The organism is Muriicola marianensis (assembly GCF_014638095.1).
Lineage (GTDB): Bacteria > Bacteroidota > Bacteroidia > Flavobacteriales > Flavobacteriaceae > Muriicola > Muriicola marianensis.
In genome coordinates this window covers 158,164-179,850 of the sequence record NZ_BMFH01000002.1, presented here as the reverse complement: position 1 = coordinate 179,850, position 21,687 = coordinate 158,164, and the positions used below count along the sequence as shown (strand labels likewise).

Annotated in this window: 14 protein-coding genes; 4 read left to right on the top strand and 10 right to left on the bottom strand. The window is 49.3% G+C overall.

All coding sequences use genetic code 11. The annotated features are described in order from the left end of the window. Positions 1-4: 4 nt before the first annotated feature. Together secDF and mdh are read right to left on the bottom strand one after the other, a co-directional pair. Positions 5-2,959, bottom strand: coding sequence for a protein translocase subunit SecDF (gene secDF, locus IEV19_RS11770; RefSeq protein WP_188370936.1), 2,955 nt, complete (start codon positions 2,957-2,959; stop codon positions 5-7). A gap of 190 nt (positions 2,960-3,149) precedes the next feature. Continuing rightward, positions 3,150-4,076 (bottom strand): malate dehydrogenase, encoded by a 927-nt coding sequence (mdh, locus tag IEV19_RS11765; RefSeq protein ID WP_188370935.1) that lies wholly within the window; start codon positions 4,074-4,076, stop codon positions 3,150-3,152. A 323-nt stretch (positions 4,077-4,399) separates the two neighbouring features. Here mdh and IEV19_RS11760 point away from each other — a divergent pair, with 323 nt between their 5' ends. Further along, positions 4,400-4,771, top strand: coding sequence for a hypothetical protein (locus tag IEV19_RS11760; protein ID WP_229732594.1), 372 nt, complete (start codon positions 4,400-4,402; stop codon positions 4,769-4,771). A gap of 82 nt (positions 4,772-4,853) precedes the next feature. On the opposite strand, the gene IEV19_RS11755 is transcribed toward IEV19_RS11760, so the two are convergent. Both IEV19_RS11755 and gyrB read right to left on the bottom strand, forming a co-directional pair. Then, complete coding sequence (locus tag IEV19_RS11755) at positions 4,854-5,867, bottom strand: DUF6588 family protein (protein ID WP_188370934.1); 1,014 nt, start codon at positions 5,865-5,867, stop codon at positions 4,854-4,856. A 72-nt stretch (positions 5,868-5,939) separates the two neighbouring features. After that, positions 5,940-7,877, bottom strand: a complete 1,938-nt coding sequence (gene gyrB / locus IEV19_RS11750; RefSeq protein ID WP_188370933.1) for a DNA topoisomerase (ATP-hydrolyzing) subunit B — start codon at positions 7,875-7,877, stop codon at positions 5,940-5,942. Between the two features lie 334 nt (positions 7,878-8,211). Between gyrB and IEV19_RS11745 the strand changes: the two genes are divergently transcribed. Continuing rightward, positions 8,212-9,657: an SLC13 family permease gene (locus IEV19_RS11745; protein ID WP_188370932.1), complete on the top strand. Its 1,446-nt coding sequence runs from the start codon at positions 8,212-8,214 to the stop codon at positions 9,655-9,657. A gap of 77 nt (positions 9,658-9,734) precedes the next feature. Here IEV19_RS11745 and asnB read toward each other — a convergent pair whose 3' ends face one another. Further along, a complete protein-coding gene (gene asnB / locus IEV19_RS11740) occupies positions 9,735-11,405 on the bottom strand; it encodes an asparagine synthase B (protein WP_188370931.1) in 1,671 nt (556 codons plus the stop codon). 239 nt (positions 11,406-11,644) lie between these two features. Between asnB and IEV19_RS11735 the strand changes: the two genes are divergently transcribed. Beyond that, a complete protein-coding gene (locus IEV19_RS11735) occupies positions 11,645-12,190 on the top strand; it encodes a DUF2911 domain-containing protein (RefSeq protein ID WP_188370930.1) in 546 nt (181 codons plus the stop codon). A 54-nt stretch (positions 12,191-12,244) separates the two neighbouring features. Here the strand turns inward: IEV19_RS11735 and IEV19_RS11730 are convergent, their stop codons facing one another. From IEV19_RS11730 to IEV19_RS11710, 5 genes are all read right to left on the bottom strand, one after another. Next, on the bottom strand, positions 12,245-13,867 hold the full coding sequence (locus IEV19_RS11730; RefSeq protein WP_188370929.1) for an amidohydrolase: 1,623 nt from the start codon (positions 13,865-13,867) through the stop codon (positions 12,245-12,247). Between the two features lie 96 nt (positions 13,868-13,963). Further along, the gene (locus IEV19_RS11725) at positions 13,964-14,725 is read right to left on the bottom strand and encodes an NYN domain-containing protein (protein WP_188370928.1); all 762 of its coding nucleotides are present in this window, start codon (positions 14,723-14,725) and stop codon (positions 13,964-13,966) included. A gap of 98 nt (positions 14,726-14,823) precedes the next feature. Further along, on the bottom strand, positions 14,824-15,921 hold the full coding sequence (locus IEV19_RS11720; protein ID WP_188370927.1) for an OmpA family protein: 1,098 nt from the start codon (positions 15,919-15,921) through the stop codon (positions 14,824-14,826). A gap of 145 nt (positions 15,922-16,066) precedes the next feature. Further along, the gene (locus tag IEV19_RS11715) at positions 16,067-17,839 is read right to left on the bottom strand and encodes a TonB-dependent receptor domain-containing protein (protein ID WP_229732592.1); all 1,773 of its coding nucleotides are present in this window, start codon (positions 17,837-17,839) and stop codon (positions 16,067-16,069) included. Next, complete coding sequence (locus IEV19_RS11710) at positions 17,829-20,843, bottom strand: tetratricopeptide repeat protein (protein ID WP_308418538.1); 3,015 nt, start codon at positions 20,841-20,843, stop codon at positions 17,829-17,831. Before IEV19_RS11710 ends, IEV19_RS11715 begins: the two co-directional genes overlap by 11 nt. A 157-nt stretch (positions 20,844-21,000) precedes the next feature. Here IEV19_RS11710 and IEV19_RS11705 point away from each other — a divergent pair, with 157 nt between their 5' ends. After that, entirely contained in the window at positions 21,001-21,684 is a 684-nt protein-coding gene (locus tag IEV19_RS11705; protein WP_188370924.1) for a cell division ATP-binding protein FtsE, read from the top strand. Positions 21,685-21,687: the final 3 nt, after the last annotated feature.

Below are 21,687 nucleotides of genomic sequence, written 5' to 3'. Positions count from 1 at the left end.
CTTTTTATCGGTTCCTCTTGGAAATCTTTTCCTTTAAGGTATCGAACATCACAGGCGTTGCGATAAACAGGGATGAATAGGTACCTACGATAATCCCCACGATCATGGCGAACATAAATCCTCTCAGGGTCTCTCCCCCAAAGATAAAGATGGCCAGTAGCACCACGAGGGTGGTGAGTGAGGTGTTCAGCGTTCGGCTCAACGTGCTGTTCAAAGCTTCATTGATGTTTATCCCGGCATTAAATCCTTTTTCGGTGACGATCTCACGTATCCTGTCAAACACAACAACCGTATCGTTCAGAGAGTATCCGATCACCGTCAGGATGGCCGCAATAAAGGCCTGGTCGATCTCCATACTAAAGGGCATATAAGCACTGAAGAAGGAGAAGACACCCAGCACTATGAGAACGTCGTGGAAGACCGCGGCGACTGCACCCAGGGAGAACTGCCATTTCCTGAATCGAAGCAGGATGTAAAGGAAGACCACCGCCAGGGAGCCCAGTACAGCCCATACGGCATTCTTCTTGATATCATCTGCAATGGTCGGACCTACCTTACGGTATTTCATCACTCCAATATCCTCATTAGTTCCACCGGGCACAAAATCCTCATAGGTGGCTCCATCCGGAAGATATTTTTGGAGGGTATTGTAGAGTATGCCAAGGATCTCATCATCGACCTCCGTTCCCTGAGCATCTACCTTGTATTTCGTAGTGACCATGATCTGGTTAGCATCTCCAAATGTCTTTGCACTGGCACTTCCCAGGACTGCAGTCAGGTCATTGGTGATCTCAGAAGGGTTTACCGGATCGATAAAACGGATCTGGTAATTACGGCCTCCCACGAAATCTACCCCCTGGTCGAGCCCCTTAGTGAACAGAGACGCTACTCCGGCAGTCACAATGATAGCTGATATCACATAGGCGATCTTACGCTTGCTTAGGAAGTTGATATTGACATTCTGGAAGAGGTTCTTGGTGATGACCGTGGAAAAGGTCAGGGACCTTCCCTTACCGGAAATATACCAGTCGACCAGCAATCTGGTAACAAAGATCGCGGTAAAAAGGGAGGTCAGAATACCGATGATCAGGGTAGTTGCAAAACCTTTGATAGGACCTGATCCGAAAACGAGGAGGATCAATGCCGTAAGTCCGGTAGTGATATTCGCATCCAGGATGGAAGACAGGGCGTTGTTGAAACCGTCATTGATGGCCTGTCCCTTGCCTTTACCCTTGTGAACTTCTTCTTTGATCCTTTCAAAGATCAGTACGTTCGCATCCACTGACATACCGATCGTCAGGACGATACCCGCGATCCCGGGGAGGGTGAGTACCGCGCCCAGACTTGCCAGGACACCAAAGATCAGAACAATGTTAAAGACCAGGGCGATATCAGAGAAGATACCGGCCTTGCCGTAGTAGAAGAACATCCAGATCAGGACAAAGACCATGGCGATCACAAAGGAGGTGAAACCGCTGTCTATGGCTTCCTGTCCCAGGGACGGTCCTACGACAAAAGAGTCGATGATCTCCGCAGAAGCCGGCAGTTTACCGGCCCTCAATACGTTGGCTATGTCCTTGGTCTCATTGACGGTAAAGGTTCCCGTGATCTCGGAACTACCCCCTGAGATCCCCCCTACCTGGGAAACACCGGGAGCCGTGTATACTTTGTTGTCAAGGACGATGGCGATCCCTGTGTTGTTAAGGTTGGCCTCATTGGTGAGTTTTTCCCATTCCTTGGCGCCTCTGACGTTCATGTCCATCCCCACAGCAGGGCGATTGAACTGGTCGAACTGATCGCGGGCGTCACTAACTACGTCCCCGCTGATCCTTGGCACTCCTTCCCTGTTGGATTTAAGGGCGTAAAGAGCAGCTACTTCTGAATTCTGGGATGGGCGTTCCCAAAGGAATTTGGTGAATTGGACTTCTGCAGGAAGCAGCCTCCTGATCTCGGGCATGCGCAGCCAGGAGCCTATCTCTGCCGTGTCCTTGATGGCCGCGATTCCTATTGCAAATCCGGGTCCGTTGAGTTGTAATTTTTCAAAGAGTGGGTTGCGCTCCGCTGTCAGGTCGAGCGAATCCTGTGCCACATCAGAGAGCAGGGTGTCGATCTCTGAGGCTTCTTTTACCTGCTCTTCCCCCGTGTCCTCAACCAGGGTTTTGAGTTGTTCGTTAGCCTGGATAAAAAAGTTGATCAGGGGTTGGTTGCCTGGCTCGTAGGTCTCCCAAAATTCAAGCTGGGCGGTGCTGGAGAGCAGGTCCTGAGCCCTGGCTATGTCTCTGGCACCCGGAAGTTCAACCAGAATTCGACCGGAAGTACCTTCCCTCTGAATATTGGGCTGGGTGACTCCAAAGCCGTCTATACGTTCTCTGAGTACCTCAAATGCTGATACGATCGACTCGTCAATCTTCCTCCTGATGATAGGTTTGACCTGGTCGTCAGTCATCTGGAAGTTGATCTCATCGCTCAGAGCTTTGTTGGCAAAGATGTCTGGAGAAGCCAGTTTGGTATCCCCTTTGATATTGTCAAAAGCTTCAAAGAAGAGGTTGAGATAGGTATCATCACTGTTCTTGGAGGCCTGGTCTGCATCGGCCAGAGCCTTGTTGAACACGGGGTTCCTGGTGTTGTCTGCCAGACCTTTCAGGATGTCTTTTACGGAGATCTGGAGGGTTACATTGATCCCCCCCTTCAGGTCGAGACCTTTGTTGAGTTCTTTCTTTTTCGCTTCGTTATACGTGGTATACCCCAAAACGGTATTGTCCCCTATGGAATCGAGATACCTGGCTTCCAGAGCCTCCCGCTCGGCAACGTAATTATCTTCTGTCGATGGGATTCTCGCGGTGGCATAGGTTTCTGCCTCATTCTCGAGTCTGCTGGTAATGAAGGTGTAGGAGAGTTGGTAAATACTCACCAGTCCGAACAAAAAAGCAAAAAGCTTTATCAGGCCTTTATTCTGCATCTGATTTTTTAATTAGTTGATGGATTCCGTAAATAGCGTGCAAATATATCATTTCCAAGAGGAACTGACAATTTATTTCACGGTTTTATAGGTCGATATAGGACCCTGAAAAATGACCCTGTACACCCGCTCAGTAAAAGTAAAAAAGCGCTCCTCAGGAACGCTTTTTTTTGAATTTTATCAGGATATATCAGACCTGCAGCAAGCCGTTTGTCTTCCTTACCCCTTCTGCACTTTCTTGCATTTTAGCCTTTTCTGCCTTGTCTAGATCGATCTCAACGATCTTCACTATCCCGTTCCTTCCCAGAATCACAGGAACTCCTATACATATATCATTCAGGTCGTATTCTCCATCGAGGAGTACAGAGCAGGGAAACATCTTTTTCAGGTCGCAGGCGATGGCCTGTACTAAAGCCGAAACGGCAGCACCGGGGGCATACCAGGCGCTGGTGCCGAGAAGCTTGGTCAGGGTAGCTCCGCCCACCTTCGTATCCTCCACTACCTGTGAAAGTCGGTCTGCAGAAAGGAATTCCGACACTTTTACACTGTTTCGGGTAGCGTGTCTGGCCAGAGGTACCATCCCTGTATCGCTGTGACCACCTATCACCATTCCGTCCACATCAGAGATCGGAGCACCAAGGGCTTCTGCCAGCCTGTATTTGAATCGCGCACTATCCAGGGCACCTCCCATTCCGATGATGCGTTCCTTAGGCAAATCCGTGACCTGATGTACCAGGTACGTCATCGTATCCATAGGGTTGCTCACCACGATCAGGATGACATCAGGGGAGTGTTTGATCAAATTGGTAGCGACATCTTTAACAATTCCTGCATTGATCCCGATGAGTTCTTCCCGCGTCATCCCCGGTTTCCTTGGAATCCCTGAGGTGATTACCGCTATATCGCTGTTTGCCGTTTTGGAGTAATCCCCGGTCGTTCCCGAGATCTTGGTATCAAAACCATTGAGGGAAGCGGTTTGCATCAGATCCATGGCTTTTCCTTCGGCATACCCTTCCTTGATATCCAGGAGGACAACTTCCGATGCAAAATCCTTGATAGCGATGTACTCTGCGCAACTGGCCCCGACAGCACCGGCACCTACTATTGTAACTTTCATATGAATGTGTTTTTTGTGGTGTTAAACGATCTTGGAGACGTTGGTCTGCAGGGAGATGGATCCTTTTAAATCCGAGCCTTCTCAAAGACCTAAACGCGCCGCAAAAATAGCAATTTATACGGTAATTACGGGTCCTGAACGGTGGAAACTTTTAAGAAAAAAGAGCGGGAAAAGAGTTGAAAGTCAAGAAGACAGACAGGGCGTCAGAGTGACGTTCATCGAATTTTTCCATATCAGACATGCCGTTCATCGAAAAATAGTAATAGAGTCGGATCTAGAGGCGTTACAAATCAGTAACAGATCCCAAATCTAAAACCTACATTTTGAAAAAGCTCTTTTCCCTATTGGCATTAGTCACTATTATTTCGGTGAGCAATTGTACCGAGATCCCTGAAAACAACGATCCCATCATCGGGATTTGGTCCAGGGTAGATTTTGTCACAGACCAGGAAGCCGGAAGATATACCAGCAAGCAGGAATGGATATTTAATGATGTATACCTGGGACGCTACCATGCTTATGAAGGCAGCCAGTTAGAAGTAAAAACGGATTTCAGCTGGACGGAGGACAACGGTGTGTACACCATCTCCTACCCCGGCACTAATATGCCCGAACAAAGAGTAAGCATGAAGACTTCAGAAGAAGGAACCGTACTTGAAGATATTCAAGGTAATATCCTCGCGCTGAGAGAATAAGAGATCCCCTGACTTTTTTCTATATAGTAAAACAGCCTTCCATTGGGAAGGCTGTTTTCATTTCTTTTGAAAGTAACACCTTTTACCTGAATCCAAAACTCAGCCCAAAGGAGAAGTTATTAAACTCTGCCAGGGTATAATCGGCGTGAAGCCTGAAAAAGCCCAATTTGAGTTTTGTACCCACATTGGCAGTAACCCCACTGGCATCCTTGTTCAGGGTGAAGGGGTCGGTGATCGATTGTTGAAAAGGTCCGGATTGTACATCGTAGGTACCGAGGATGGCCGTTTCCGACTTTCCGCTCAGATATCCCAGGCTACCGTAAAAATTGATGATCGGCAGCTTGGTAGAGACTACCGCCTGGAAGACCCAGGTATTGATCTTCGCATCGATGCGCTGGTCTGAACCTGCAATGATATTGGTATCAGTAAAATCGTATGTCCCGTTTATATGGGTGTATCCGATCACTCCGGAAATAGCGATTGGCAGGATCTTATCTGCGGGAAGGTGTTTGGTAAATTCGTGTTGTATACCTACTCCGTAGAGACTGATCGCGACATCATCTGTATCTATCTTGGGCAGGAAACGGGCTTTGAGCTCCGTGCCCTTGATCAGGCCAACACTACCCTGGATATATCCGGATGGGATAAAATTGATGTCTTCGGCTGCAAGACCCGAAGGGAGTTCAAATTCCTCCCTGGCCGTGACACCCGGTGCAACCTCATCTTCCACGAATACCCTGACGCCCTGAATATCTCCCAGGGCGGTGGATACGGTCTTGGATGTACTCCCGTCCACAAACTGGAGGTTCTGGTAATCCGCAGTATTCAACACAAAGGTCTTTTTGTCTTCCTTGTTCTTGAATCCGGTTAAATTTCCGATGACGGAAATCTCAAATCCACCCAGGGGTTTGGCATCCCCTGTGTTGAACCATGAACCCGCGATACTGTAAATAGCTCCTTCGGAGACCGGAGCCAGGTAATCATTCATAAAGGTCTCTGCGTCCTCTACCCCGGCCGCGAAGAGGTCGTTGACATTGGATTGTGCCTGAGTAGCCAGTACACAGAATCCCATCATAGCAAACAATAGATTTTTCATATCGATGTAATTTTGCTTAAAACTAAAAAACTCGCCCTGTGGAGGCGAGTTTTTGTTGTGTAATGCCTTTTTTTATGCATCAATGTTGGCATAGACCGCATTTTTCTCGATAAACTCCCTCCTTGGAGGCACCTCATCGCCCATCAGCATGGAGAAGATTCGGTCTGATTCGGTCGCATTGTCAATGGTAACCTGCCTCAGAGTCCTGAATTCCGGATTCATGGTAGTCTCCCACAGCTGTTCTGCGTTCATTTCCCCAAGACCCTTGTACCGCTGTATGCTGACCCCTCCTTTGTAACTCTCTGCGATTGCATCCCGTTCCTTGTCATTCCAGGCATAACTCTTCTTATTGCCTTTTTTGACCAGGTAAAGCGGTGGGGTGGCGATATATACGTGGCCGGCCTCTATCAATTCGCGCATGTAGCGGAAAAAGAAGGTCAGGATCAGCGTCTCGATGTGACTCCCGTCCACATCCGCATCACACATGATGATTACCTTGTGGTACCTGAGTTTGTCCAGATTGAGCGCCTTGCTGTCTTCCTCTGTTCCGATCGTAACACCTAAAGCGGTATAGATATTCTTGATCTCCTCATTCTCGAAGACCTTGTGCTGCATGGCCTTTTCCACGTTCAGGATCTTACCCCTGAGTGGCAGGATGGCCTGGAAGTTCCGATCCCTGCCCTGTTTGGCAGTACCTCCCGCCGAATCACCCTCAACCAGGAACACCTCGCATTTGGTGGGATCCTGTTCCGAACAATCTGAGAGTTTCCCTGGAAGTCCTCCGCCGGACATCACATTCTTTCGCTGAACGAGTTCCCTTGCCTTGGACGCAGCATGCCTCGCCTGGGCGGCCAGGATCACCTTCTGTACGATGATCTTGGCATCGTCCGGATGTTCCTCCAGATAATTGGTCAGCATCTCGGAAACGGCCTGACTCACCGCCGCGGAAACCTCCCGGTTCCCAAGCTTGGTCTTGGTCTGTCCCTCGAATTGAGGTTCTGCTACTTTTACTGAGACAATAGCCGTAAGACCTTCCCTGAAATCATCCCCCTGGATCTCGAATTTGAGTTTGTCCAGCATCCCGGAAGCATCGGCGTATTTCTTAAGGGTAGTGGTCAATCCCCTGCGAAAACCGGAAAGGTGGGTTCCCCCTTCATGGGTATTGATATTGTTGACGTACGAATGCAGGTTTTCTGTGTATCCCGTATTGTAGACCATGGCAACTTCCACGGGGATGTCGTTCTTCTCCCCTTCCATGGAAATGATATTCTGGATCAGTGCCTCCCGGTTCCCGTCCAGAAATCGGATGAATTCCTTCAGTCCTTCCTCCGAATGGAAGACATCAGATACAAATTCACCGTCCTTTTCCTTCTGACGGCGATCCGTGATGGTAATAGTAATACCCTTATTGAGGTATGCCAGCTCACGCATCCTGTTCGCCAGGGTTTCATAGCTGAATTCTATGGTCTGTGAAAAAATCTGCTCGTCCGGGTGAAAGGTGACCTCTGTACCCCTTTCCTGGGTAGTACCTGTACTCTTCACGGGATAAAGTGCCCTTCCCCTTTCGTATTCCTGTTCCCAGATCTTTCCTTCCCGGAATACAGTGGCCTTCAGGGAATTGGACAGGGCATTTACCACAGAGACCCCGACGCCGTGAAGACCCCCGGAGACCTTGTAGGAATCCTTGTCGAATTTACCTCCGGCACCGATCTTGGTCATGACCACTTCCAAAGCAGACACCCCCTCTTTTTTGTGGAGGTCTACAGGTATTCCCCTACCGTTATCCCTAACCGAGATCGAATTATCTTCATTGATGACGACACTGATCGTATCGCAGTGGCCGCCCATGGCCTCGTCTATGGAGTTATCGACAACCTCGTATACCAAATGATGCAGCCCTCTTACTCCGACGTCCCCGATATACATAGACGGACGCATCCTCACGTGTTCTATCCCCTCCAGGGCCTGAATACTGTCGGCTGAATAGTTGCTTTTCTTCTCTTCGCTCATAAAATTGATTAAGGTTTTACTTCCAGACCGGATCCTTTCATGACCCGTATCTACCAAACGCAAAAAAACAATCCTGAAAGGTTCAAAATCCGGTGGATTTATCCGCTTAGAAACCTCTGGGATTGCCTGCGATTCAACAATCTCACAAATATAAGGAAAACCCCGTGGAATATAGGGATGAGGGCCAAATGAAGCAGTGAAGTTATCAACAATTTAACAACAATTTTGCCCCTGATTCGCTCTGAAGGACAGATTTGAGAATACACATGACAAATATTAGGTTTTCTTCCTTTTTTCCGGAGTAGTTTTGTACTGCAATCCAAACGTATTTATCATGAGTGATTCCCGGGGTGTGTCTCTTAAGCTGATGTCCCACATTCAAAAGGTCGTGGATGTCCAAAGCAAGGTCATTTACTTCCTCCTATGTATTATTCTTTCTTTCCTCCTGACCTATGCTATGTATGAACCCGGGCTCGACCAGGCGCAGGTTTACGTGCTCTTCCTTCTTTTCCTGGCCATTGGCCTGTGGGTCACTGAAGCCATTCCTCCCTTTGCGGTAGGACTGATGGTCTTTGGTTTCCTGATCTTTGCGATGAACAGCCACTATTCTCAGGTCGATCCCGACAACGTCAGGGAACATTACATCGGTTACATCAATTCGTGGTCGAGCAGTGTTATCTGGCTGATGCTCGGCGGATTTTTTATCGCCGAAGCCATGAGTAAGACCCGACTGGACAAGGTAGTGTTCGACCTCAGCATTTCCCGAATGGGCACCTCGCCCAGACGGGTGTTGCTTGGCCTCATGCTCACTACCGCCCTGTTTTCCATGATTATGTCCAACACCGCCACTACGGCTATGATGATCGCCTCAGTACTCCCTTTTCTCAATACCCTGGAAAAGGAGGACCCCTTGTCAAAGGCTCTTCTCATCGGCATCGCCGGAGCCGCGACCATTGGCGGGATGGGAACCCTGATCGGTTCTCCCCCCAACGCCATTGCTGTTGAGGCCCTCAACAATCACGGGATCGATATAGGCTTCCTGGAATGGATGATGATCGGGTTCCCGATCTCCCTCTTGCTGACCGTCATGTTCTGGTACCTCCTTTCCAGAAAATATCTGGACGAGAAAAGAAAATTCGTGATAGAAACCGAAAAGACCACGGCGCCCGCAGATGATGAATTCAATAAATTTGAGAGGATCAAGAAACGTATCGTTCTGGGTGTGCTGGCCCTCACCCTCCTGCTCTGGCTTACGGAAAAACTACACGGTATCCCTGCTTCTGTCGTATCCCTCCTTCCGATCATCCTGTTGACCATGAGCGGTATCGTAAACGCAGACGACGTAAGAAAACTGCCCTGGGATACACTCATGCTGGTCGCCGGCGGACTGGCACTGGGGTTGGCGATCAAAGAGACCGGGCTGGCTTCGCACTATGTCGAAAAGATCGCGGGTTACGAGTTGAATTTTGTCGTCCTGGTACTCCTCTTCGGCTTTCTGACCGTCATCCTGTCTAATGTGATGAGTAATACCGCCACAGCGACCGTCCTCATCCCCCTGGGGATCATCCTCACCTATCAAAACCCTATTGTATTACCCCTGGTGATCGGATTATGTGCCTCCACAGCTCTTTTTCTGCCCATTTCGACTCCCCCTAACGCCATCGCATACAGCACCGGGAAACTGGAGCAAAAGGACTTCAGGTTTGGCGGACTGGTCCTGGGAGTTTTAGGACCACTGTTTATTGCCGGGATCGTCTTGCTGATTTTTGTGTTTCTTTAGACCTTCTACCATTAAAAAAGCACCCATCCGGGTGCTTTCTGCGTATAATCAAAACCTGAATCGGTTGTCGATTCCTATTACTTAACATAAGCATCTGCGTGCACCCTGGCTACCGCCCGGCCTGAGGGGTCATTCATATTCTTAAACGCCTCATCCCACTCCAGGGCGATCTGCGTGCTGCAGGCAACTGAAGCTTCCTGGGGCACACTGAGGGCGGCCGCGTCAGAGGGAAAATGGGATTCAAAGATCGACCTGTAATAGAATTCCTCCTTGGAGGTCGGGGTTTGAATAGGAAACCGGAACTTGGCATTGGCCAGTTGTTCATCGCTCACTTCCGCTGCCACCATTTCCTTCAGGGTGTCGATCCAGCTATATCCTACCCCGTCCGAAAACTGCTCCTTCTGCCTCCAGGCTACGCTCTCAGGCAAATAAGACTCGAAGGCCTTTCTCACTACCCATTTCTCCATGCGTTCCCCGTTGATCATCTTGTCCTGGGGATTTATGCTCATAGCCACGTCAATAAATTCCTTGTCGAGGAAGGGCACCCGTCCCTCAATTCCCCAGGCTGCGAGCGACTTGTTGGCTCTCAGGCAGTCGTACATGTGGAGTTTTTTCAGTTTCCTCACTGTCTCCTCATGGAATTCCCGGGCATTGGGGGCCTTGTGAAAGTACAGATATCCCCCAAAAAGTTCATCAGCCCCTTCTCCTGACAGCACCATCTTGATCCCCATAGACTTGATCACCCTCGCCATGAGGTACATGGGCGTAGAAGCCCGGATGGTCGTGATGTCATAGGTCTCCAGGTTGTAGATCACGTCCTTGATGGCATCGAGGCCCTCCTGTATGGTGAATTTGATCTCGTGGTGGACCGTCCCGATGTGTTCAGCCACCTTCCGGGCTGCAGCAAGGTCCGGCGATCCCTCAAGGCCAACGGAAAAGGAGTGCAGTTGTGGCCACCAGGCTTCGGTGGTGTCATCAGACTCTATACGTTTCTGGGCAAATTTCTTGGCAATAGCCGATGTCACAGAAGAATCGAGTCCGCCTGACAGCAACACCCCATAAGGTACATCAGACATCAGCTGTCTGTGAACCGCCGCCTCGAGGGCCTCCCGGATCGCTTCAATACTCGTCTTATTATCCTTTACTGCTTCGTATTCCATCCAGTCGCGCACGTACCATCGTTTTAACTCCCCGTCCGAACTGTGGAGGTAATGTCCTGGAGGGAAGAGTTCGATCTTGGTACAGGTCCCTTCCAGGGCCTTCAGCTCTGAAGCGACGTAAAACGTGCCGTTCTTATCCCAACCCATATACAAGGGAATGATCCCCATATGATCCCTTGCCACAAAATACTCGTCCTTTTCTGTATCGTAGATCGCAAATCCAAAGATCCCGTTCATCTCATCGAGAAAAGCAGGGCCCTTTTTTTGGTATAAGGCCAAAATGACCTCACAATCTGATTCGGTTCTGAACTGGTACTTCCCTGTGAATTGTTTTCGCAGTTCCCTGTGGTTATAAATTTCACCGTTAGCGGCCAGGATCAAGGTGCCGTCCTGACTTATCAGTGGCTGTTTCCCGGAGGCCGGATCCACAATAGCGAGCCTTTCATGGGCCAGGATGGCCTTATCATCGGAATAGATCCCGCTCCAGTCGGGTCCCCTGTGCCTCACCTTTTTTGACATCTCCAATAACTGCGGCCTCAACACTTCTGAACTTTCCTTCAGCTCAAAGGCACATACAATTCCACACATACTTCGTTATATTTCTGATTTGAGAGGCAAAGATGAAGATATACTTTTAAATAGAAAACACTTTATTAATTTCAATTTCATACTGTTACTTTTTTCGTAATATATTGCATTAATTGATATGATTAACTCTGATTTCGATTATTCCCTTAGTAAAATGTAAGAAGTTCAAATTTTAACGACTCTTTATAAAAATCAGAAAGGCTTAGCCATTAGCTTTGATAGAACTAAAAATCGAACTTATGAAAAATGTACTTACACTTACTTTATTGATTTGCGCGATCGCCTTTACCGGTGACGTGATTGCACAGGATTTCAGCGGAATGGACAAAAGTCCGATGGATATGGCCTCCTACCCATCTGACTACAAGATCTCTGACAAGGCGGTCCGGGTGATCTACAGCAGACCCCAGCTTAAGGGAAGGGCTGTGGCCGACCTTGCTCCGGCAGGGAAGGTATGGAGAACAGGGGCGAATGAAGCCGCTGAGATCACTTTTTACAAGGGCGCTACCATAGGTGGTAAAAAGATCGATGCCGGTACGTATTCTCTCTTTACCATCCCAGGTGAGGGTAAATGGACCGTTATACTCAACAAGAATCTGAACCAGTGGGGTTCTTATTTCTACCAGGACTCAAGCGATGTAGTAAGAGTTCAGGCCAAGGCATCTGAAGGAGACGATTCTTTGGAGGCTTTTTCCATGACCTTTAAGGAAGTGGATGGCGGAGTTCACCTGGTTATGGGATGGGGAACCGACAGAGTAGCTGTTCCTATCACCTTTGTGATGTAATCCTTATAATCTGAAAAAAGAAAGCCGAAGCAGTTGCTTCGGCTTTTTCTTTTGCTATTTTTTTCGCTCCCCGCCAATAAAGACCTGTTCAGCCTTCAGGTCCGGAACCTCTTTCAGGGGAACCATCATGATATCCCCGCTCAGGATCACAAAATCTGCCATCTTTCCCGCTTCAAGGCTGCCTTTTTCATCCTCCTCAAAGTTGGAGTAAGCCGCCCAGATAGTCATCCCCTTCAGGGTTTCTTCCCGGCTAAGCGCATCCTTCATCTGGAACCCTCCCTCGGGATAACCCTCAAGGTCCTGTCTGCCCACAGAGGCGTAAAAGGTGAGGAAAGGACTTACCCTTTCTACCGGGAAATCCGTACCAAGGGCAACCATCCCTGCCTTGTCAAGTAAGGTTTTAAAAGCGTAAGCACCTTGTACCCGTTCCTCGCCCAGCCTGTCCTCTGCCCAGTACATATCACTGGTGGCGTGAGTCGGCTGTACCGAGGGGATGATCCCTTCCTTGAAATAATCAAAATCCGGAGCAGAGATCACCTGTGCGTGCTCGATCTTCCATCTCCTGTCCTGCTTTCCTTCCAGGGCTTTCTTGTATGCCCGTAACACAGCGATGTTTGCAGAGTCCCCAATGGCATGAGTATTCATCTGGTAATCGGAGTCCGCAAGGCGCATAGCCAGGTCCTCGATCTCTTCAACCGGGGTGACCATGGCACCAAAATGCCCGGGCTGGTCAGAATAGGGCTCCCTCAGGGCTGCTCCGCGCGAACCCAAAGCGCCGTCCCCGTAAACCTTTACAGACCGCACATGAAGCCTGTCTGTTTTGACGATCCCCTTGGGCAGGAAATGGTCCAGATTCTCCGGGGAGTTGCTGACCATGGCATATACCCTCATCGAAAGGTCGCCTGCCTGATGCAGACTGTCTATAAGTTCAATGGTCCCCCGCATCAACCCTGCATCATTTACAGTGGTAAGCCCGTAGTCTATACAAAGTGCTTCTGCATCCTTCAAAGCCTTGATGTCCATTTCCCTGGTGGGAGGAGGGACGATCGCATCGATCATATACATGGGATTGTCTACCAGGACCCCGGTGATCTTGCCGTCCTTTTTAATGATCTCGCCACCGGAAACCTGTGTTTCCGCTGTAATTCCCGCCAGATCCAAAGCCTTCTGATTGACCAGGTACGCATGCCCGTCTACGCGTTCCAGCGCCACAGGAGTATCAGGGAAAAGCCTGTCGAGCTCCTCCTTGGTCGGAAATTCCTTGACTTCCCAGTCGTTCTGGTCCCATCCCCTTCCCTGTATGAAGTTGGTGGGGTTCTCCTCGCTGAACTGCCTGACACGCTCCAGGACCTCCTCATAACTTGTCGTTCCCACCAGGTCTACTTTCAACTGGTTCAGGCCCAGGCCGTAGAAATGACAATGTGCATCTATGAGTCCCGGGATCACGGTTTTACCACCGGCGTCCACCACTTCCTTTCCTTCGTATTTCCCACTGATGAATTCTGAGGTACCCACATCCAGGATCATCCCATCTTTTACTGCCAGTGCTTCTGCTTTGTCGAAGGTCTCATTGACAGTGTAAATGTTTGCATTGACGACCAGCAGGTCTGCCGGCTCTTTGGAGGTCTGACATGAGGTGAAAATCACCAGCCAGGTCAGGAGAAGTAACTTTTTCATATTTGCAATTGTTCCGGGTATGGAGACCCGATTTTTCACAGGCTTCCAAAAATAGTGAATTTGGCCCATACAAAACACAAGCAGAAATTAAAGGACTTATCGGCGTGAACCTTTGCCCTTTTTCTCCTTGATCTTCACGTAGATTAGCTTTTTGCGGCCTTTGGCATCTTCCCTTCTTTCGATATCAAATTCACCCATGGCACTGATCAGGGGTGTGAGTTTCTGGTAGCCGTAGTTCCGGGAATCAAAGTTGGGCTGTTTCTTCTGAAGGAGGCTGCCCACATCCCCGAGAAACGCCCAGCCGTCGTCATCAGCCACGTCATCTACGGTGTCTGTGATCAGGTTGATATCCTTTCTGGTGATCTTATCTACTCCACTCTTTTTGCCGGCTTTGCTGCCTTCGGTTTCCGCCGAGGCTTCTTCTGATTGCTTTTTTAAGATCTCGATATAAATGAACTTATCACAGGCTACTATGAACGGATCGGGGGTTTTCTTCTCTCCTATCCCAAACACCATCATCCCCGCTTCCCGCAAGCGTGTGGCCAGGCGTGTAAAATCGCTGTCGCTGCTCACCAGACAGAACCCGTTGACCTTTCCGGAATACAAAATATCCATCGCGTCTATGATCATAGCAGAATCAGTAGCATTCTTTCCGGCTGTATACCCATACTGCTGTACGGGCGTGATAGCATTCTCCAACAGTACATTCTTCCATTTCCCAAGGCGTGGATTCGTCCAGTCGCCATAGATCCTCTTGATGGTAGGATTGCCGTATTTGGCGATCTCCTCCATCATTTCCTTTACGTAGGCCGATGGGATATTATCCCCGTCTATCAATACTGCTAAATTAAGGTCCATCTTCTCTTTTTTTGCAAAGTACGGTGTTTCCGGCACATTTTGGGATGGGATTTCAGATCAAATCTGTTGGAGTAACCTTTCGGGGCACTGCAGGGGTATCATTCCATCCGGGTCAGGATAAACTCCACCCGCCTGTTTTGCTGTCTTCCGGCAGCGGTAGAATTATCTGCAATCGGAAGATCCCCTCCGTGTCCTTTCCAGGATATGCGGTCCTTTGGCAGGCCGAGACCCGTAAAATATTCCACAACAGCCCTGCAGCGGTTACCTGAAAGTTGCATATTGTAGTCCGGCAAGCCCACACTGTCGGTATGTCCGTGGATCACAATGTGTAAACTGGGGTCTTTCATAAGAAAGTCGAAGGTCTCCTTAAGGTATTCCCTGGCGGAATCCAGGAGACGGTATTCGTCAAAATCGAATAGCACATGCTGAAAAAGATGGGGTGTATTCAGAGTCGGGGTTTCCTTTTCTGATATATTCCCGGCGATGGAACTCCCGTGATCAGGTGAAAGGAGAGACACCATGTCTATGTAGTAATAAGCGCCCTGTTTTGCATCCTTTTTAATCAGGAATTTGCGGGTACGCGCATTGTTCTTGAAATTCCCCAGGGTCATATACCGTTCTCCTCCCTTAGCCGTATAGGTGGTGGTCACCAGCATCCATTCCTTTTTGTCATTGGCAAAGTGTGAATATCCGATCTCCACATAAGTAAAGGGGTTGTCGGGGTTTGAATAGAGATGTCGCTTAGACAAGTCCTTCTGTATCTCAAAATGCAAAGGATTCTCTGAGAAAACCACTCCGAAAGCGTTTATCGCGAAATCGGACCGCTCTGCCAGACTCACAAAGAAACTCAGTTCATAGGTCACCCCTTCCACGAGAGGGGAAACCAACTCGGCCTGTATGTATTCCCTGTAGTCATTAGGGGCGTACAGGTAGAACCCGGCATAACCCTGGCCAAAATCAGCCAGTTGGGTGCCGTTAAAGTTCTTTGGGGTTCCCATGGCCTCACTACACCCGTGGAAATAATCCGTAGAACCCAGTGTGGGGGCTGTCCAGCTGACCACGTCTGTATTAAAGTTTCCGAGTTTACCGGGACATTCCCTGTGTTCTTCGAAGCTTGGGTTTAAGACCAGGTTCTGGGCAGCCGCAGACCCGGACACCACGAGAAACAAACCCAGATATGGAAAGAATCCTTTCATCGGCAGGTATTCTACCCATAAAAGTAAGGATTGTCCGGATTACAGGCACCTAATCCCTCCGTGATGACCGTTAACATCGACAAAAGGCGACTGAACTAGCCCAATCCTGACCTATATAACCCTGAAGAACAACTATGGCTGTCTTTTAAAAGTCGAATTTGTAGGTAAGGCCACCCAATACCTGTAAGCTCTGCACTCTGAAGTTGGCCCATCGCTGGTAGTCATTATTCGCGAGGTTGCTCGCCCTGGCATAAACAGACAATTGATCACTGAAACGATAGCCCAGATGGGCATTTGCATCAAAATAGCTGTCGAGCGTCAGGATGGTCGACGGAAAATCAGCAGGTTGGGTGTTCGGCACGGCCTGTGAAAAGAGATCTTCACGTTCCCCCACATAGAAAAGGGATGCCCCTGCAAACCATTGGTCATCGATCTGAACATCCATGAACAGGGATCCTTCCACGTTGGGCAGGTTCCAGGCAGGATTATCCGTCTCCGTATCGTAATCCCTTACCGAGGCATTGACTCCAAGGGAAAAATTCCGGCTGATGTCGAGATTGAGCTCCCCAAAAATGCTGAGTGTCTTTACGTCATCGTAAAACAACTCGAAGGAATTTCCGTAGGTATAGCCTTTCTCGTCATTCCTGAAATCATTTTGAGGATTGAGCTTATAGAGGGGTTTCCTGTTCTCTGCCAGGTAGGACCCCCTGACATTATAGCTCAGGGTAGGTAAAAGCTGACCCTCGAAACCGATCCTCGCATCGTACTGCTGATCTGTGGGTTGAATGGTAAGCGTAGGTGATACAAAGGGATTCTCTTCAGAGAAATCCGCATAGGAATTCTGCCGTAATTCACCGCTCACACTACCGTACACGATCACCAGTTCGTCCAGTAATTCGTAAGTGGCTGTTACTTGTGGATAGATATAGAAATTGCTCTCGCTGTTCTCCATGTCCGTACCGTAAACGAGACGGGCCCCGAGCCTCAGACTGAGCTGGTCCTGTTCGATCAGGATGGAAGGACTGATCCCTGCCTGAAGTAGAGCGTAGTTGATCCCGCCGGTATTGGTAGTACTGTTCACGCTGGCATTGGCAAACTCTCCCCCTACATAGTCCAGGTGAATCCCCAGGGAAAAGGAATCCTGGCTTAAAGGGAAATCCAGACCCGTTGAAAGGTTGGCCCTGTTCTCCCCTGAGGAAACGGCATCCCAGAATCGCTTTACCATGAATTCACCGCTTCCCAACAAGGATTCGCTCTGTTCGAGACGGCCCCCGAGCTCAGCGCTGTAATATTGCTGCTGCTCGTCTATCCCTGCGATGGTCGCCTCGTCAAAGACGCCTTCTGGGATCCCGTACCAGTTGTAAAGACGGTGGCTGCCCCCCGCCGAGATTCCCCAACTGCCGTTTCGCCCTTTTCCGGAATAAGAGGCCGTCAGTGCGGTATTGTAGAAATCGGTATCCAAAGGCGTGAAATCGAGGTCGCCCCTTGACGAAAAATGATTGAGGCCTATATCTATCCGCTGGTTTCCCCTGTCAATATCCCTGCTGGTATAAAAGTCCAGAAGGGCATTGTTGAAATTACCAAGGCCGAAGGAAAGAGATGAATTGTACAGTTTTTCCGGGGCTGATTTTTGTACGGCAGCTGCCTTACCCTTGGCGGGAACAAAAGTTGAGGCCACAGGAACGGAAAAGATACTGTACTGGATCTGCTTTTTGGAGAGGATGATAGAATCGTTCAACACAGGTACGGATCTGATCTTAAAGGCGTCCGATATGGTTGGGGAATACGATTTGACCACCGTAACGGTCTCCGTTCCCAAATCTCTGTCCTGGGCATAGGTTCCCAGGAATACACAGATCGATATACTTAAGGCTAAAAAATTTCTGGCCATATTGCTCATGCGTTTATCAATTCTCATCAGGGTTCACGGAGGCATTCTTCTCGGCTTCACGTGCCTTGATAGTGCTCAATTCGTTCTTTGCGCTGGACTGGATCTCGGGAAACTGGGAGAAGTTTTCGATCACACTTTCCAAAATATAGGTCGCCTGGAAGGCATCGCCCAAAGCGTAGAAATTTTGGGCCATGACGATCAAGCCCTTCCCTCCCCACTCTTTGTAGATGGAGTATTCGCGGGCGAGTTTTTGCACGGCCGTGTTACTGGCCTCAAGGTCGCCTCGTTTTTGTTTGAAATAAGCGTCGTGATAAAGGGCCTCTGCAGCCAGGATCCCGGTTGCGATCTTTATTACCCTCCCGTAGGCTTCCTCGGCCTTGGTCTCATCTCCTGTCCTCATCGCCGACCTGGCGATCATGACCTGGGCATCACTCCTGATCCGGTCGTCGATCCCATCTGCCGCCAATACCTTGTCTGCATATTGGAGCGTTTTCTGATAGTCCTGCTGCGCGTAGTATAACCTCATAAGGTTCTGACGTGCATAGGTACGGTTCTGCGGAATGTCTGCGGAGGTCTCGAGCTGCCCGAGGTACTTCATGGCCATGGCATTATCCTCCTTGGCCAGCAGCAATTCGCAGGTCCTGGCCAAAGCCTGTTCCTTGTATTCGCTCCCTCCCCTGTCTGCCACATAACGGTAATGAGGCAGGGCTTTCTCTCCTTCGCCCCTGGAGAAGTACAGCTGGGCCAGTTTGAAACGCGCATCGACGATATGACGCCCAGAAGGGAACTCCCTGATATAATTCTCAAATCCCCTGATGGCGGCGTCGGTGCGATTTTCCAGGTTCTGTTGTTCAGCTGACTCGTAGGTGGCGTTGTCCAGTTCGGAATCGGACACTTCCACAAAATCCAGGTTTTTGACCCAGGCCGCATATTCGTTCACCCGCCCCATGTCCATATAGACCAGTTTTGCGGTGTTTACGGCCTGTGAAGCTTCCTCAGACCCGGGGTATTTACTGATCACCGCCCTGAATTGCTTCAGAGCTTCCTCATTCCTGTTGGCGTTGTAGTGTACCAGTCCCTGTCTCAGCATGGCCTCAGGCACCAGCTTGCTTCCCCCATAGGTCTCAACAAGCTCGGCATAAGCCCTGAGCCCTTCCTGTTCCCGGTTCTCCCGAACGTATGTATTGCCCAGTTCGAAGAGAACATCGTCGTTGAGGGTGGAGGAGGGATATCGGGATCTGAAGTCATTCAATTCTGAGATTTTGGTATCGTTCCGGCCCATAAAACCATAACTGATCGATTTTTGGAAGGCCGCGTAGTCCTGTTCCTGTCCGTTGGCAGAAATATAGCGCGAATACGCCCTTATCGCCGGATCGTATTCCCGGTTCACAAAATAGCAGTCACCCAGTCTGACCACAGCGTCCTGCCCCTTCGGATCCCCTGCGTTCCGGTTCTCGAAATTCCGGAAATACGGGATGGCAGAATTGTAGTCCTTAAGCTTAAAATAGGTATAGGCCAGGTTGTAATCCAACTCCTTATATTCAGGAGTATTGGCAGCAGCCCCGCTTTGCTGAAACTGAATAAAATCAACCAGTGCCTGGTCAAATCGATTTAACAGGTACTCCGCTTCTGCTTTCCAGTATCGGGCCCTGGCGGTAAAAATCGCATCGGCATCACCGCGGACAGCCCTGTCGAGTACATCAACAGCCTCGGCGTAATCCCCTTCCGTAAAGAGTTCCATCCCGCGATAAAAAGCGACTTTCTGATAAGTCGATTTATTGGCGTAATTCCTGTTCTCATCCAAGAGTTCTAAAGCGCCCTTAAAATTCCTGGAGGTCAGATAAGAATCGACCAGCAGATCCTGAATCTCATTGCTGTACTCATCCTTTGGATACTGCTGCAGATAGGTCAGCAGGACATCGGTCACAGGTTCATAAGCATTCCCTATCTCGTAGCTCAACCTGGCGTAATTGAGGAGCGCATCTTTCCGGATCTCCCCGGAGAAATCCATCTGGGATGCATTTCGGAAGGCGTTGAGCGCCTCTTGTTTCTTATCCAGTTTGAGGTAACACTCGGCCAGGTGATAATAGGCGTTCTGGGCCACGGGATCCTTACCCCCTATGATCTTGTTGAATTGGAGGATGGCATTGGCGTAGTCTTCCTGCTGGTAATAGCAATATCCCAGCTGGTAAAAATCCGTATTGTTCCATTTACCCTGTTTCCCCCGGTAGGACTCAAGATGAGGAATGGCCTCTGCGTATTGTTTGAGATTGAAATAACTCTCCCCTATGATCTTGTGGAGTTCTGATACTTCCTGCCGGTCTGATACCGGGAGTTGTTTCTCAGCAAGAGCGATGGCCTCCTCAAAATTCCCGAGCTTAAAATTCAGGTCGGCCTGAAAATAAGAGAGTTTTTCATCCAGCAGTTCCTGGTCCGTGATCTGGTCGAACTGCCGGCTTGCCCCCTCGTAGTCGTCCTGTTGATAGGCGATAAAACCGAGGTAATACTTCGCCTGTGGGCCGTATTTTTCAGAAGTCAACACCCGGTTGAAATAATTCTTGGCCTCCGCAGGCTTTTTGGCCGCATACAGAGAATAGCCCAAATTGAAATGAAAACGGTCCTTATCCTTAAATGGAACGACCCCGGGCTCTACTTTCTGGTACCATTTGAGGGCGTAAGGGTATTTCCCATTCTCAAAATAATAATCCGCCACATCCAGGAAGGCGGCATCTCTTTTGGTAGAGGTTGGATAGTTCTCCACAAAGTCCTCCATAAGTCTGTCTGCCCCTACTTGATTAAGCCTTACGGCAGCGTTAGCTGCATAATAAGCACTATTGGCCGCAGTAGTTTCGTTTTCCGTTGTGGAAGCTACCCTTTCAAATAAGGTCTGTGCTGCCTGGTACTGGCGGTTGTTGTAGAGTTCCAGAGCCTCCCGGAACATCCTGTCTTCATCTGTATAGATTCCTGATTCCTGGGCGTGGATAGTGAGCAGCAGCCCAAGGGCCACCAGGGTTATGGCAGTCTTTTTCATTCGCATAGTGTTCTAGAGCTCTTGAGAATTACCGTGTTTGACATAGTAACGGCAAATAACCGACGGCAGTATAATCTGATCAAAGAAAAAGTTTTTTGGAGCGTCCTCCCCTATTATCCTATAGAACTTATTACTTTTATATCAACATAAGAAGCCGATGGAAGAACCCGTTTTGACCCTTAAAGAAGTGGCCGTATACCAGAAAGAAAATCTGGTCCTTAAGGATATCAACCTCGAGGTGATGAATGGGGAATTTGTGTACCTCATCGGGAAGACAGGAAGCGGGAAGAGCAGTTTTATGAAGACCCTTTACGCAGACCTGCCCCTGAAACAAGGCCATGGACGCGTGGTAGGGTTCAACCTGAAAACGATGGAGGAAAAGGACATCCCTTACCTGAGGAGAAAACTCGGGGTGGTTTTTCAGGATTTTAAACTGCTGCCCGACCGTAATATCCAAAAGAACCTGCTCTTTGTACTGAAGGCTACAGGCTGGAAAGATCCCGTACTGATGAACGCACGGATTGAGGAAGTACTGGAAAAGGTCGGGATGAAAACCAAAGGGTTCAAATTCCCACACGAGCTGTCGGGAGGAGAGCAACAAAGGGTGGCCATAGCCAGGGCCTTGCTGAACGATCCTGAACTCATCCTCGCGGATGAGCCTACGGGTAACCTCGATCCGCAGACCAGTGTGGAAGTGATGAAGGTCCTCCAGGAGATCAACAAGACAGGGCGCACCATACTGATGGCGACCCACGACTACGCTCTTATCCTGAAATACCCTTCCAAGACCCTCAAATGCGATGGCTCCAAAGTATTTGAAGTGGTGCAGAAAGCAGTCTGACCC